Raw genomic sequence first — 13,321 nt, forward strand, 5'->3', positions numbered from 1 at the left:
GGCGTTAGCGTTTTTTGCCAAATGCTGCTGCCAGCGCATCACCCATCGCGCTGTTACCTGCAGGTGCATTGGCAGGTTTACCGCGTCCTTTGCTGTTAGCGGCGGGACGTGCATTCTCTTTGCCGCTACTGCGATTATTGCCGCCGCGCGCATTGCTCTCGCCGGGCTGTTCGTCAAGACGCATGGTGAGGGCGATGCGCTTACGCTGCATATCCACTTCCATCACCTTCACTTTGACGATATCGCCCGCTTTCACCACCTGATGGGGATCTTCGACGAACTTGTCTGACAGTGAAGAGATGTGCACCAGACCATCCTGATGCACGCCGATATCCACGAAAGCACCAAAGTTGGTGACGTTGGTGACCGCGCCTTCCAGAATCATGCCCGGCAGTAGATCGTTCAGCGTTTCCACGCCTTCGGCAAACTGCGCGGTTTTGAACTCCGGACGGGGATCGCGCCCCGGTTTTTCCAGCTCTTTCATGATGTCGGTGACGGTTGGCAGACCAAAACGCTCGTCGGTGAAGTCGCGCGCGTTGAGATCACGCAACCCACCCGGATTGCCCATCAGCTCGCTCAGCGCCTGTTCAGTCGCGGCCAGAATACGTTCGACCAGCGGGTAAGCTTCCGGGTGCACGGTGGAGGCATCCAGCGGGTTATCGCCGTGATTGATGCGCAGGAAGCCGGCGCACTGCTCGTAAGCTTTTGGCCCAAGACGGCTGACTTTCAGCAACTGCTGGCGATTCTGGAAGCGGCCGTTCTCATCACGCCAGGTGACAATGTTCTGCGCCATCATGCGGGTTAAGCCTGCCACGCGCGTCAGCAAGGCGACTGAAGCGGTATTCAGATCCACGCCGACGGCGTTTACGCAGTCTTCCACCACCGCATCCAGCTTCTTCGCCAGTTGGCTTTGGCTCACATCATGCTGATACTGGCCGACACCGATGGATTTCGGATCGATTTTCACCAGCTCGGCCAGCGGATCCTGCAAGCGACGCGCTATGGAGACGGCGCCGCGAATGGAAACATCCAGATCCGGGAATTCCAGCGCGGCCAGTTCCGATGCGGAGTAGACCGATGCACCAGCCTCACTGACAATCACTTTCTGCGCGTTGATCTGCGAGAACTGCTTCTGCACGTCGAGGAAGAAACGCTCGGTTTCACGTGAAGCGGTACCGTTACCAATCGCCACCAACTCCACCTGGTGTTGGATGCACAGTGCTGCCACAACCGATGCGGCTTTCGCCACCTGCCCGGTGTGCGGATAGATGGTGTCATGTGCCACCAGTTTGCCGGTGGCATCCACCACGGCGACTTTCACGCCGGTACGCAGGCCCGGATCGAGGCCCATGGTGGCGCGCATGCCTGCCGGAGCCGCCATCAACAAATCGTGCAGGTTGCGGGCGAATACGTTAATCGCTTCATCTTCTGCGCGTTCGCGAATGGTGCCCATCAGTTCGGTTTCGAGATGCAGCAGCACTTTGATGCGCCAGGTCCAGCTCACCACCGCTTTACGCCAGCTGTCTGCCGGAGCATTGTTCAGACGCAGTTGCAGGTGATCGGCGATCAGCGTTTCACCGTGGCTTTCGCGCGGCGCTTCTTCGAATTGTGGATCGGCGTTCAGAGAGAGTTGCAGCACGCCTTCATTGCGACCACGGAACATCGCTAGCGCACGGTGAGAAGGAACGGTACTGAGAGGTTCGTGGTGATCGAAGTAGTCGCGGAATTTCGCGCCTTCTTCCTCTTTACCTTCCACCACACGCGCTACCAGATGCGCGTTTTTCCACAGATAATCACGCACTTTTGCCAGCAGCGTGGCGTCTTCGGCAAAACGTTCCATCAGGATATAACGTGCGCCATCCAGCGCTGCGCGCACATCGGCGACGCCTTTATCCGCATTCACATAGCTTGCAGCCAATGACTCGGGTTCCTGAGAAGGATCGCTCCATAGCGTTTCAGCCAGTGGCTCCAGGCCCGCTTCGATGGCGATCTGCCCACGCGTGCGACGTTTCTGCTTATAAGGCAGATACAGATCTTCCAATTCAGTTTTGTTCAGCGTGCCATTGATGGCCGTGGCGAGTTCTGGGGTGAGTTTGCCCTGCTCGTCGATGGATTTCAGAATTGACTGGCGGCGATCTTCCAGCTCACGCAGATAGCCAAGGCGGCTCTCCAGCTGACGCAACTGGGTATCATCCAGCCCACCGGTCACTTCCTTACGATAACGTGCGATAAACGGCACGGTGTTCCCTTCATCCAGCAAGCTTACAGCGGCGTCAACCTGGTCGGCGCGAGCCTTCAGCTCACTTGCGATAATCTGGCTCAGTGAATCTTTCATCATCATTAACAATGCTTACACAGGGTTGGAAAACAGGGGACAGTTATACGGATTGGGGCGGCAAATTGCCAGCCGGGGACAGGTGAATCCGTCTTTTTCTGAATGCAGCGCGCACATCGCTGTGCACACCTTGCTGAGAGCAAAGTAGTCGCTTATTGTTGGCCTCTTTGCAGTAACGATACCTTGTTATCACGAGTAGACGTCATGAAAACCCAACTGATTACCCGCGAAGGCTATAACAAATTACGTGCCGAACACGACTATTTGTGGAACGAGAAGCGTCCGGAAATCACCAAAATTGTCTCCTGGGCGGCCAGCCTTGGTGATCGTTCAGAAAACGCCGATTACACCTACAACAAGCGCCTGTTGCGGCAGATAGACCGCCGTGTGCGCTATCTGCGCAAATGCCTCGCCGATCTGAAAATTGTCGATTATGCGCCGCAACAGGAAGGAAAGGTGTTCTTTGGTGCCTGGGTTGAGGTGGAAAATGAACAGGGTGATGCAAAGAGATTCCGCATTGTGGGGCCGGATGAAATCTATGGCGATGCGGTTAAGGATTACATCTCCATTGATTCACCGATGGCCCGTGCGCTGATCAAAAAAGAGGTGGATGACGAAGTCGTGGTGAATACGCCGGAAGGACAGAAAGTCTGGTTTGTTAACTGCATCGAGTATGTGAAGAACCCAGAGTAAAAAAGAGGCGGAGAATAATGGCTTGGGTAAAAAAGCCTTGGGTGCAACTTATTCTCCGGTGGCGAAATGGGCTGGCGTAGAAGGGGGGAGCGCCGCAGCATTGCCGCGCCTGAAAGATTTGGATTATTTGCCTGGCGTTGTCGCGGTGGTGGTCGATGTGCTGCTGGTGCCTTTGTCACCGCCGCCCATGGTTGCCAGTGCCACCCCTAACAGTGCACCCACGGCACCCACACCCATCGCGTCTGAATTGCCTTTGGCGGTAGTGGAGGCCTCGGCTCCCGCCGCTTCACCCGCGCTGGTGGCCGCATGAGCCTGAGAAAGGCTGACCAGCACCAGTACACTCAGCAAGACCGCAGTTTTTTTCATTTTTTTCTCTCCAAAGATGCGCAATATCAGCAGGAACCCTTGCAGTTTCTGAGATCGTTGTGCAGGAAGAAAGTGCTGATTACTGTCTGATTAATCAGACTTTATTTAACACTGGCATTATCTGGCGCGAGATGCGTATTGTTCCGAGAGCAGATGAGCACTGAAAACGAAAAGAGCCAGATATTATGCTGCGAATGATCGCCCATCGAATGATTCTGGCCTGTCGACTTAAGCCAAATGGCCCCAAATGCTGTGATAACGAGCGGTCTTCGGCCCTGTGATCCATTTTCGAAAAGAAAACCGCGTAAATTTTCGGATTAGCGCTAAGCGGCTGGAAAGCCCCGATAAAAAGCGGGAGACAACGCGCATTTCAGGGCTTAAATTAAATATAAGCTGCTGTTTAATATGCTTTGTAACAATTTCGGCTAGAATATAAACCATTAATAACTGTCACATGCAGGCATCTTTTTTACACAATATTGACTCAGGCAATGGCGCCTTTGGGAGTTGAACAATGCAAGAGAACTACAAAATTCTGGTCGTCGATGATGATATGCGTTTGCGCGCACTGCTCGAACGCTATCTCACCGAGCAGGGCTTTCAGGTGCGCAGTGTCGCCAACGCCGAGCAGATGGATCGTCTGCTAACTCGTGAATCATTCCATTTAATGGTGCTGGATCTGATGTTGCCAGGCGAAGATGGCTTGTCCATTTGCCGCCGTTTGCGCAGCCAGAGCAACCCGATGCCGATCATTATGGTGACGGCAAAAGGCGAAGAAGTGGATCGTATCGTTGGGCTGGAAATCGGCGCTGATGATTACATTCCGAAGCCGTTTAACCCACGTGAACTGCTGGCCCGTATTCGTGCCGTGCTGCGCCGTCAGGCCAATGAATTGCCAGGTGCGCCTTCACAGGAAGAAGCGGTTATCGCCTTCGGTAAGTTCAAATTGAACCTCGGCACGCGTGAAATGTTCCGTGAAGATGAGCCAATGCCGCTGACCAGCGGTGAGTTTGCAGTGCTGAAAGCACTGGTGAGCCATCCGCGCGAACCGTTATCACGCGATAAGCTGATGAACCTGGCGCGTGGTCGTGAATACAGTGCAATGGAACGTTCTATCGACGTGCAGATTTCCCGTCTGCGCCGCATGGTAGAAGAAGATCCGGCGCATCCACGCTACATCCAGACCGTTTGGGGTCTTGGCTACGTCTTCGTTCCGGACGGCAGTAAAGCATGAGGCGATTGCGCTTCTCTCCTCGCAGTTCGTTTGCCCGCACCCTGTTATTGATCGTTACCTTGCTGTTCGTCAGCCTGGTAACGACCTATCTGGTGGTGTTGAATTTCGCCATTCTTCCAAGTTTGCAGCAGTTCAATAAAGTCCTCGCTTACGAAGTGCGTATGTTGATGACCGATCGACTGCAGCTGGAAGATGGCACGCAACTGGAAGTGCCACCTGCCTTCCGGCGTGAAATTTATCGTGAACTGGGTATTTCGTTGTACACCAACGCAGCGGCAGAAGAGAGTGGCCTGCGCTGGGCACAGCATTACGAATTCCTTAGCGAGCAGATGGCGCAACAGCTGGGTGGCCCGACCGATGTCCGTGTCGAGGTTAACAAGAATTCCCCCGTGGTCTGGCTGAAAACCTGGTTGTCGCCAGACATCTGGGTGCGTGTGCCGTTGACTGAAATCCATCAGGGCGATTTCTCGCCACTGTTCCGCTACACCCTGGCGATTATGTTGCTGGCGATCGGCGGTGCCTGGCTGTTTATCCGCATTCAGAACCGACCCCTGGTCGACCTGGAGCATGCAGCGCTTCAGGTCGGTAAAGGCATCATTCCTCCTCCGCTGCGTGAGTATGGCGCATCGGAAGTGCGTTCCGTAACGCGAGCCTTTAACCAGATGGCGGCGGGCGTCAAACAGCTTGCCGATGACCGTACGCTGCTGATGGCGGGTGTCAGTCATGATTTGCGCACCCCTTTAACACGCATTCGTCTCGCCACCGAGATGATGAGTGAACAGGATGGCTATCTGGCCGAGTCGATCAATAAAGATATCGAAGAGTGCAACGCCATCATCGAGCAGTTCATCGACTATCTGCGCACCGGGCAGGAGATGCAGACCGAGCGCGCCGATCTCAACAGTGTGTTGGGTGAAGTGGTGGCGGCGGAAAGCGGCTATGAGCGTGAGATTGAGAATGCGGTGATGCCGGAAGAGTTGATGCTGGATATCAATCCGCTGTCGATTAAGCGTGCCGTGGCGAATCTGGTGGTGAATGCCGCGCGTTATGGCAACGGCTGGATCAAAGTCAGCAGCGGCCAGGAACTGAATCGCGCCTGGTTCCAGGTGGAAGATGATGGTCCGGGTATTAAGCCCGATCAGCTTCAGCATCTGTTCCAGCCTTTTGTACGTGGCGATAGCGCACGCAGCACCAGTGGCACCGGCTTAGGGTTGGCGATTGTGCAGCGTATTATCGACGCGCATGAAGGCTCGCTGGAGATAGGTGAGAGCGAGCATGGCGGATTGCGCATTCGCGCGTGGTTGCCGATACCGGAGAATAACGGTATGGCGTTAGTCAGCACGCATCACAGTTAACGCTTCGCTCAGATAAATGTGGAGCGATGACTGTTTCGCCTGCAGGCATCCGCGACTGGCTGCGTAGCCCTCAGCACCACAGTTGAAAAATCACGCCGCTTAAGACTGAGTATCAATGAGCCGCCATTTGGCGGCTCATTCACTTCACAACTGCGGGCCAGCCTGAACCAGCGCTTTGCCGGCATCGTTATCGGTATACTTCTCAAAGTTGGTGACAAAACGCTGCGCCAGACCCTGCGCGGCCTCATGCCACGCGGCTTCATCCGGCCAGCTGCGACGTGGATCCAGAATCGCATCATCGAATTTTTCCAGGGTCGCAGGCATCTGCAGGTTAAATACCGGTAGTGTTTCCATCGCTACGTCGTCCAGCTCACCCGCCAGAATCGCATTGATGATAGCGCGGGTATCTTTCAGTGAAATACGTTTACCGCTGCCGTTCCAGCCGGTGTTAACCAGGTACGCTTTAGCTCCCGCTGCTTCCATGCGCTTCACCAGCACATCGGAATATTGCGTTGGATGCAGCGTCAGGAAGGCCGCGCCGAAGCAAGCTGAGAACGTCGGGGTGGGCTGAGTGACACCGCGCTCGGTACCGGCCAGCTTGGCGGTAAAGCCCGACAGGAAGTGGTACTGGGTCTGTTCTGGCGTTAAGCGCGAAACCGGCGGCAGTACACCAAAGGCATCAGCGGTCAGGAAAATCACGCGCTGCGCATGGCCCGCTTTGGATACCGGCTGCACGATGTTTTCAATATGCTCAATGGGATAGGAAACGCGCGTGTTTTCAGTTTTGCTGGCATCAGCATAATCAACGCTGCCATCTGCCCGCACCACGACGTTCTCCAGCAGCGCATCACGGCGGATGGCGCGATAGATCTCCGGCTCAGCTTTCTCCGACAGATTGATGGTTTTGGCGTAGCAGCCACCTTCGAAGTTGAAGACACCATCATCATCCCAACCGTGTTCGTCATCGCCAATCAGCTGGCGATCGGGATCGGTGGACAGTGTGGTTTTGCCAGTGCCAGAAAGACCGAAGAACACCGCGACGTCACCCGCTTTACCCACGTTCGCCGAGCAGTGCATTGACGCGATGCCTTTCAGCGGCAGCAGGTAGTTCATGATGGCGAACAGGCCTTTCTTCATCTCGCCGCCGTACCAGGTGCCGCCAATCAGCTGCATGCGTTCGGTGAGGTTAAAGGCGACAAAGTTCTCAGAGTGTAAACCCTGAGCCTGCCAGTCCGGGTTGGTGCATTGCGCGGCGTTCATCACCACAAAATCCGGCTTAAAGGAGGCCAGCTCGGCTTCATCAGGGCGGATAAACATGTTTTTGACGAAATGCGCCTGCCAGGCGACTTCCATCACAAAACGCACACTCAGGCGGGTGTCGGGATTCGCACCGCAGAAAGCGTCGATGACAAACAGACGTTTGCCAGAGAGTTGTGCGGTGCAGCGATCTTTCAGCGCCTGCCAGGTTTCCTGCGACAACGGCTGGTTGTCATTTTTACCGTTGCCGACATCATTCCACCACAAGGTGTCACGCGTGGTGTCATCGCGCACGATGTACTTATCTTTTGGCGAACGTCCGGTAAAGATGCCGGTATCCACGGCAATGGCGCCGCTTTGCGTCTGGGTGCCGCGCGCATAACCTTCCAGTTCCGGGCGAGTTTCTTCCTGAAACAGCGTATCAAAGTCAGGGTTGTACACCACTTCTGTGGTGCCGCTAATGCCCAAAGCGGCAAGGTCTTGCGATGTCAGGCCGTGAACGCGCATGTGGCTGCTCCTTAGATCGATGCTTCATAGCATTTTTATGAGGGGGTCTGCGTCCTGTCGTGCATGGCCGGACAGGGCAGATCGCGCGCAGTGTACACGTCTGAGCAGGGCGTAAAAGTGAAGAGAGTTAAAAATGCGAGCTGGAACGTGACAAGCAGTGAATTCTGCCAGTTAAGAAACTAAAGTCAGTGTAAGTTAGTTAAATTACGCGGAAGTTGATGGGTTAATTCCTGACAGAAATGCGGGCGGCGATGCCGCCCGTAGGGGAATTAGTGCAATTGATCGCTGTTATTTGTAGGTGCATTGCGAATCGCAGCAATGTCTACGGCATCGTAAACATAATGCGAACCGCAATAGTCGCAGTGCATATCGATCTTGCCATCCTCTGCAAGGATTTCGTCCACTTCTTCAACCGGCAGTGTGTTCAGTACTTCGCCACAGCGCTCGCGTGAACAGGTGCATTTGAAACTGACCGGGGTCGGATCAAACACCGTGGCCTCTTCCTGATGATACAGGCGCCACAGCACATCCGTCGCGGGCAGCTCAATCAGCTCTTCGCTCTTCACGGTTTCGGTCAGAGTGGCCAGATGATTAAAATCATCCTGGCTCGGCTCTTGTGCAGGCAGTACCTGCAACAGAATACCGGCGGCGCCTTTATCGCTGGTACGAATAAACAGGCGAGTTGGCAACTGCTCAGAACGCATGAAGTAATCTTCCAGGCAGCCAGCCAGCGTATCGGCTTCCAGACCAACAACACCCTGATAACGCTCCCCCTTTTCTGGTGAAATGGTAATCACCAGATAACCGTTACCCACCATCTCTTTTAGGCTGCTGCCCGGCGCGATGACGGCATCTTCCTTCACGCGTGCAACGCCACGCAATTCCTGCTTGTTGTTGCCATTGATCACCGCCAATGTCAGTGGACCATCGCCCTGTAACTGAACGGTGATGTCGCCATCAAATTTCAGCGTTGCGGTCAACAAGCTGGTCGCGACCAGCAATTCACCCAGCAGGTTTTTCACCGGTTCGGCGTAGTCGTGGTTTTTGACAATCTCACGCCAGGTTTCGGATACGTTGACCAGCTCGCCGCGAACGGCGACATTTTCGAACAGGTAACGGTGCAGTTGATCTTGAACAGACATAGTGTTTCTCTCGTTGGGGCGACGGTTATTCATCGCCCGACAATTTAAATTTCATCAGATCGCGGCGCTCTTTTTTATCCGGGCGGCGATCGGGGTGCGGCATGGTCAGAGCATTCATTTTGCGTGCCAGCGCCGTTTTTTCACGCTTCTCAATGCTGGCGGCGGTCTCCGCATACATCTCTTGCGCCTCAGTAGCAGGGCGACGTTGATCGCCAATGGCGGTGATCACTACCGTTCGCTCATCGTTGCCCTGACGCAGCGTTAACTCGGCATGCAATTCCACGGTTTTACTCGGCTTGCTACGCTGGCCGTTGTAATGCACTTTACCGCCTTCGATCATTTCGCGAGCCAGCGCGCGCGTTTTATAAAAACGTGCAGCCCACAGCCATTTATCGAGGCGGACACCTTCGCTGGTTTTTTCTTTCATTGCGGCTCCTGCTTTAACGCAGCGTTTCACACAACTGGCGATAGTCTCGCACTGCAGCATGACGCTGGAAAGATTGATCGGGCCGACCGGAATCCGGATTGCTGACGCCTAAACACCAGCGAATGCCCCAGCGTGCCGCCGCATCGAGGATCGCTTCGCTGTCATCAATAAACAGCGTGCGCTCGCTATCGAATGCAGTTTGCTGCTGAACGGCCTGCCAGAGACGTGGATCCTCTTTCGGATACCCAAAGGTATGGGTAGAAAGTAATAAATCAAGGTGGGGAGCCAAACCGGTTTGCTCCAGCTTTACCTCGAGGTTGTACGGATGCGCATTGGTCAGCAAAATGGTGCGTTTACCCGCAGCACGTAGTGCCTGGAGTAGCGGCAACGTATCCTCGCGCATGGCGGCACGGTGACGTTTTTCCCATGTCATGGCGCGGATATCTAAGGCCAGTTCTTGCGACCAGTAATCAAGACAATACCAGTTTAGCGTATGCACTACGGCTTGATACTTTTGCTGAATCAGCTGATGTGCCTCGGCCAGCGTGATATCACGCTCGCGGCTCAGGGTTTCAGGAACGTGTTCCAACCAGAAATGGCGGTCGAAGGCGAGATCGAGCAGCGTGCCATCCATATCCAGCAGCACGGTATCAATCCCGGACCAGTTTAGCGTCATCGTCATACTCTCTCGCCCTAAAAAATAGGGCGACAGGGTAGCACAGAAGGGAAGGGCTCAGAACAGTGAGCGCACGCTCTGCATAGTGCTCAGATTGTGATTGAAGCACTTGTCGTAATACTGCTGAATTTCCACCATGCGCAGGCGATTACGATGCATACGTCGCAGGGCCAGTAGCCCATTGGTGACGCCGCAGAGGATCAGCACCAGCATCAATAATGCGGTACCGAGGTATCGCCATTGCGCCATCGCATCCGGTTCATTGTGTAACGCAATGTGGCGTGTGCCGTTAGCGTCAGTGGTGATGCTGGTAATGATGCCGTTGGCAGCAAACGGCGTGTGCAACAGCATGCCGGACATGCGTTGCAATTCGCGCCATTGCGATGGTGCATCAAGATCAAACAGCGACACGGAAGGCTGTGGCTGATTCACCATCTGACGACCCTCATCACTCACTATCAGGAAGCCGCCCGGTGGTGGGCTATTCAGATTTTCTGCTGCACGACGGGTTTCACGCGAGAAGAAGGTCGAGGTCGCGGTATTCACCAGGTTCTCCAGCGCTTCCGCACTGACCGGGCGTAACAGCACGTTCATGCCGTTAAGCTTGCCGGAATCTGCGCGGTGGATCAGTGAATCCCAATCCTTAGCATTGCCCAGATTCACCAGGGCATTTTTCAGCCGGACGCAATCTTGCTGCTGGCTGCACAGATCCTGTGTTTTCAGCACTAAATCAGAGAAATCATCCAGCAGAATCATGCCCGATTTCTGTATCGCGGAGGCGAGCTGTGGGTTGAGTTTCGGATCGGTGTTGGTTTCCGGATGCAGCTGACGTGTGGTGGTATCAAGCAGAGCGGCAGCTTTATCGATGATATCCGACTGCGGCTGCGGCAGAGGTGCTGCGTTATTCCAGTAAATGGCTGAGCAATCGAACGGCATATACGCATAGCTGCGATTGCTTTGATAGTTGCCCGGTACGGAACACATGCCGGTTCCGCTCACCTTCAGGTTGTCACCGATGTGCAGCGGCAGGGCGTTGAGTTTATCCACGCTATTCACTTCAATGCTTTCGGTGCCTTTTACCCATGCGAGGCTGAGCTTGATTGGCATACTGAGCGGAATCCAGGTAAAGAGCATCACCAGCAGCACCAGCGAACCACATGCCAGCACCAGATTTTTGCGCCAGCGCTGAACTGGGAAGTTGCGAACTTCATCGTGCAGGGAGAGGAAACGCCCCTGTCGCACCACTTGCCGATTCAGATAGATGTCGACATCCGTCACCTGGCCCAAATCGTGCGCCACATAGGGTTGCCAGTGGGCGGGATAAATTAAATCGATAATGCCCAGCGAGATATTGCTCTGCTCCTGATTGGATTCACCAAACAGGCCCCAGCGTTTCGGTGCTCCGCGCAAGCAGTGCACATCGCGCAGCCCTTTTTCACCCGGGAAGCGGTAAAGGAACCACAAGCTAACCGCAATCATTGCGCAGGCTGACAGGGCAATCCACAGCATCAGGCTTCCGGGCAGCACCAGGCTGAGGAAGAACAGCAGGAAGGCAAAGCAGATAACAATGGCCTCGCGCGTGCCATCCGGCCGCGATAGACGGTACTCTTCCGGCGACTCTTTACGCACTTGCAGCAACTCGACATTTTCGCTCTCCTCTTTACGAATAGAGGCGTTGGTCGACATTGAGCGCACCAGCGGCGGCAAGGCGGGTTGTTCTACGGCATAGTTTACTAACGAGTGACCGTTGAGTGAGATCACCAGCGGCAGCGTTTGAGTGCGGATCAGCTCAACATAATTCTCTTCCGCAATGTACTGCTCCCACAGCGGTGGCAGATGCACTTCCACTTCATCGAGGTAGTAGCGCCATTGATGCGCATCATCCGTTGAGAGGCCATAGCGAGTGATGGAACGTGTGACAGGATAAACATTGCTGCTCTGCGCCGTGAGCGTCAGGGATTCGGTTTCACGCGACTTCTTTGAGGAGCGGGCAGTACTCTGTTTTTGCTGTTTCGCCAGGGACGCAATGTACGCTTCAACAGCATGACGTTCTTCATCAGTGAGTTTGCGGCAGGGGGGGCTTATAAACGGCAGCGGTTTCGCCAACGGCGGACGATGCCGCATAGCGTACCAATAACCTATTCCTGCTATCAGAGAGCAGGCCAGCATGACAGCCAGAATGGTGATAAAAGTGCTCATGCTTTGCTCAATCCAGCCAAAAAACTGCCTTCACGTTTACGATGTGCTCCCGATGGAACCATTATTACCAGTCAATTTTGGCGAGCAGAAGTCATTCTTACAAGAAAAAACTCAGATAAAATAACGCGCAAAATCATTGAATTATAATTTATTAGATTATTCCTTAACGGGATGTTAACCACAGGACACTCAATTAAATATCGGTATTTTCTGAATTTAACAAAACCCCATTGACTTATTGTGAAAATTTAAGTGTATAGATAACAATAAGTTGTTAGCAGGCGTAAGCAAATGTGTGTCACGATGCTTTCCCTGCGCTGCGTGTCGCACATTGCTGCGGGCTTCGGTATGCTGGCGTCATCGCGATTCACATGGCTGTGCTAAGTTTGAGGCTGATATGAAAACTCCAATGAAAAAACCTGACATCCTCAACGTGGAAGCGGTGGCCCGCTCCCGCTTGTTTACTATTGAAGCGGTTGATCTCGCTTTCAGTAACGGTGCACGCCGTGTCTATGAGCGTATGAAACCTTCCAACCGGGAAGCGGTGATGATTGTGCCGATTCTGGGTGATGATGTGATCCTGATTCAGGAATATGCCGTGGGGCTGGAAAGCTATGAGTTGGGTTTTCCTAAGGGGTTAATTGACCCAGGCGAAAGCGTGTTTGAAGCCGCAGACCGTGAGTTAAAAGAAGAAGCCGGCTTTGGTGCCCGAAAACTCGAAGCGCTGGGTAAACTCACTATGGCTCCGTCTTACTTCTCCAGCAAAATGAACATTGTGGTGGCAGAAGTGCTTTATGAAGAGAAGCTGGAAGGGGATGAACCTGAACCGCTGATTGTACACCGCTGGCCGCTCAATAACCTATTGGCGTTGCTGGACGAGCCAGATTTCGGCGAAGCCAGAAATGTCAGTGCGCTGTTCCTGGTGCGTGAGTGGCTGGTGAAGCAGGGACGATTGACCTACTGAATACGACAAGTGCGCAATAAAAAAGCCGGCGAATACGCCTAATGCTTGTCAGTTAAGATCTTAATGGAGGCCGCAGCGGATAACGTTGCGGCTTCTTTTTTACCGCCCTTGGGTAATGCCGCACTCTTCTTTCCGGCAGCACCAGCCCTGGCGCCATCGCCATTAT

At 54.1% G+C, this 13,321-nt stretch carries 11 protein-coding genes; 4 read left to right on the top strand and 7 right to left on the bottom strand.

Features of this window, described 5'->3' with window-relative positions; translation table 11 throughout:
- Positions 1 to 4: 4 nt before the first annotated feature.
- On the bottom strand, positions 5 to 2,335 hold the full coding sequence (locus FD737_RS14410) for a Tex family protein (protein WP_160833817.1): 2,331 nt from the start codon (positions 2,333 to 2,335) through the stop codon (positions 5 to 7).
- A 204-nt stretch (positions 2,336 to 2,539) separates the two neighbouring features.
- Here FD737_RS14410 and greB point away from each other — a divergent pair, with 204 nt between their 5' ends.
- Positions 2,540 to 3,028 carry a transcription elongation factor GreB gene (greB, locus tag FD737_RS14415; protein WP_160833810.1) on the top strand — a complete coding sequence of 163 codons (489 nt, stop codon included), beginning with the start codon at positions 2,540 to 2,542 and terminating at the stop codon, positions 3,026 to 3,028.
- 123 nt (positions 3,029 to 3,151) lie between these two features.
- Here greB and yjbE read toward each other — a convergent pair whose 3' ends face one another.
- The gene (gene yjbE / locus FD737_RS14420) at positions 3,152 to 3,394 is read right to left on the bottom strand and encodes an exopolysaccharide production protein YjbE (protein ID WP_097119379.1); all 243 of its coding nucleotides are present in this window, start codon (positions 3,392 to 3,394) and stop codon (positions 3,152 to 3,154) included.
- Positions 3,395 to 3,908: 514 nt separating this feature from the next.
- Here yjbE and ompR point away from each other — a divergent pair.
- Together ompR and envZ are read left to right on the top strand one after the other, a co-directional pair.
- Complete coding sequence (gene ompR / locus FD737_RS14425; RefSeq protein WP_001157751.1) at positions 3,909 to 4,628, top strand: two-component system response regulator OmpR; 720 nt, start codon at positions 3,909 to 3,911, stop codon at positions 4,626 to 4,628.
- Positions 4,625 to 5,983, top strand: coding sequence for a two-component system sensor histidine kinase EnvZ (gene envZ / locus FD737_RS14430; RefSeq protein ID WP_160833811.1), 1,359 nt, complete (start codon positions 4,625 to 4,627; stop codon positions 5,981 to 5,983). The genes ompR and envZ overlap by 4 nt, the downstream gene beginning before the upstream one ends.
- A 144-nt stretch (positions 5,984 to 6,127) precedes the next feature.
- Here the strand turns inward: envZ and pckA are convergent, their stop codons facing one another.
- The 5 genes from pckA to FD737_RS14455 all read right to left on the bottom strand — a co-directional run bounded on the left by pckA (position 6,128) and on the right by FD737_RS14455 (position 12,191).
- Positions 6,128 to 7,747 (bottom strand): phosphoenolpyruvate carboxykinase (ATP), encoded by a 1,620-nt coding sequence (pckA, locus tag FD737_RS14435; protein WP_160833812.1) that lies wholly within the window; start codon positions 7,745 to 7,747, stop codon positions 6,128 to 6,130.
- A gap of 269 nt (positions 7,748 to 8,016) precedes the next feature.
- Positions 8,017 to 8,889, bottom strand: a complete 873-nt coding sequence (hslO, locus tag FD737_RS14440) for an Hsp33 family molecular chaperone HslO (protein WP_097119377.1) — start codon at positions 8,887 to 8,889, stop codon at positions 8,017 to 8,019.
- Between the two features lie 25 nt (positions 8,890 to 8,914).
- Positions 8,915 to 9,316, bottom strand: coding sequence for a ribosome-associated heat shock protein Hsp15 (hslR, locus tag FD737_RS14445; protein ID WP_160833813.1), 402 nt, complete (start codon positions 9,314 to 9,316; stop codon positions 8,915 to 8,917).
- Positions 9,317 to 9,329: 13 nt separating this feature from the next.
- Positions 9,330 to 9,998, bottom strand: coding sequence for a GMP/IMP nucleotidase (yrfG, locus tag FD737_RS14450; protein WP_038644273.1), 669 nt, complete (start codon positions 9,996 to 9,998; stop codon positions 9,330 to 9,332).
- A gap of 51 nt (positions 9,999 to 10,049) precedes the next feature.
- Positions 10,050 to 12,191 (bottom strand): intracellular growth attenuator family protein, encoded by a 2,142-nt coding sequence (locus FD737_RS14455; RefSeq protein ID WP_160833814.1) that lies wholly within the window; start codon positions 12,189 to 12,191, stop codon positions 10,050 to 10,052.
- A gap of 397 nt (positions 12,192 to 12,588) precedes the next feature.
- Between FD737_RS14455 and nudE the strand changes: the two genes are divergently transcribed.
- Positions 12,589 to 13,155, top strand: coding sequence for an ADP compounds hydrolase NudE (gene nudE / locus FD737_RS14460; RefSeq protein WP_160833815.1), 567 nt, complete (start codon positions 12,589 to 12,591; stop codon positions 13,153 to 13,155).
- The last annotated feature ends 166 nt before the right edge of the window (positions 13,156 to 13,321 follow it).

This window comes from Pantoea sp. Seng, from assembly GCF_009829935.1.
Taxonomy (GTDB): domain Bacteria; phylum Pseudomonadota; class Gammaproteobacteria; order Enterobacterales; family Enterobacteriaceae; genus Pantoea; species Pantoea communis.

Excerpts from the sequence above, each read along its gene's own strand:
- FD737_RS14410 (WP_160833817.1), bottom strand. The coding sequence starts at position 2,335 with ATGAAAGATTCACTGAGCCAGATTATCGCAAGTGAGCTGAAGGCTCGC.
- greB (WP_160833810.1), top strand. The coding sequence starts at position 2,540 with ATGAAAACCCAACTGATTACCCGCGAAGGCTATAACAAATTACGTGCC.
- yjbE (WP_097119379.1), bottom strand. The coding sequence starts at position 3,394 with ATGAAAAAAACTGCGGTCTTGCTGAGTGTACTGGTGCTGGTCAGCCTT.
- ompR (WP_001157751.1), top strand. The coding sequence starts at position 3,909 with ATGCAAGAGAACTACAAAATTCTGGTCGTCGATGATGATATGCGTTTG.
- envZ (WP_160833811.1), top strand. The coding sequence starts at position 4,625 with ATGAGGCGATTGCGCTTCTCTCCTCGCAGTTCGTTTGCCCGCACCCTG.
- pckA (WP_160833812.1), bottom strand. The coding sequence starts at position 7,747 with ATGCGCGTTCACGGCCTGACATCGCAAGACCTTGCCGCTTTGGGCATT.
- hslO (WP_097119377.1), bottom strand. The coding sequence starts at position 8,889 with ATGTCTGTTCAAGATCAACTGCACCGTTACCTGTTCGAAAATGTCGCC.
- hslR (WP_160833813.1), bottom strand. The coding sequence starts at position 9,316 with ATGAAAGAAAAAACCAGCGAAGGTGTCCGCCTCGATAAATGGCTGTGG.
- yrfG (WP_038644273.1), bottom strand. The coding sequence starts at position 9,998 with ATGACGATGACGCTAAACTGGTCCGGGATTGATACCGTGCTGCTGGAT.
- FD737_RS14455 (WP_160833814.1), bottom strand. The coding sequence starts at position 12,191 with ATGAGCACTTTTATCACCATTCTGGCTGTCATGCTGGCCTGCTCTCTG.
- nudE (WP_160833815.1), top strand. The coding sequence starts at position 12,589 with ATGAAAACTCCAATGAAAAAACCTGACATCCTCAACGTGGAAGCGGTG.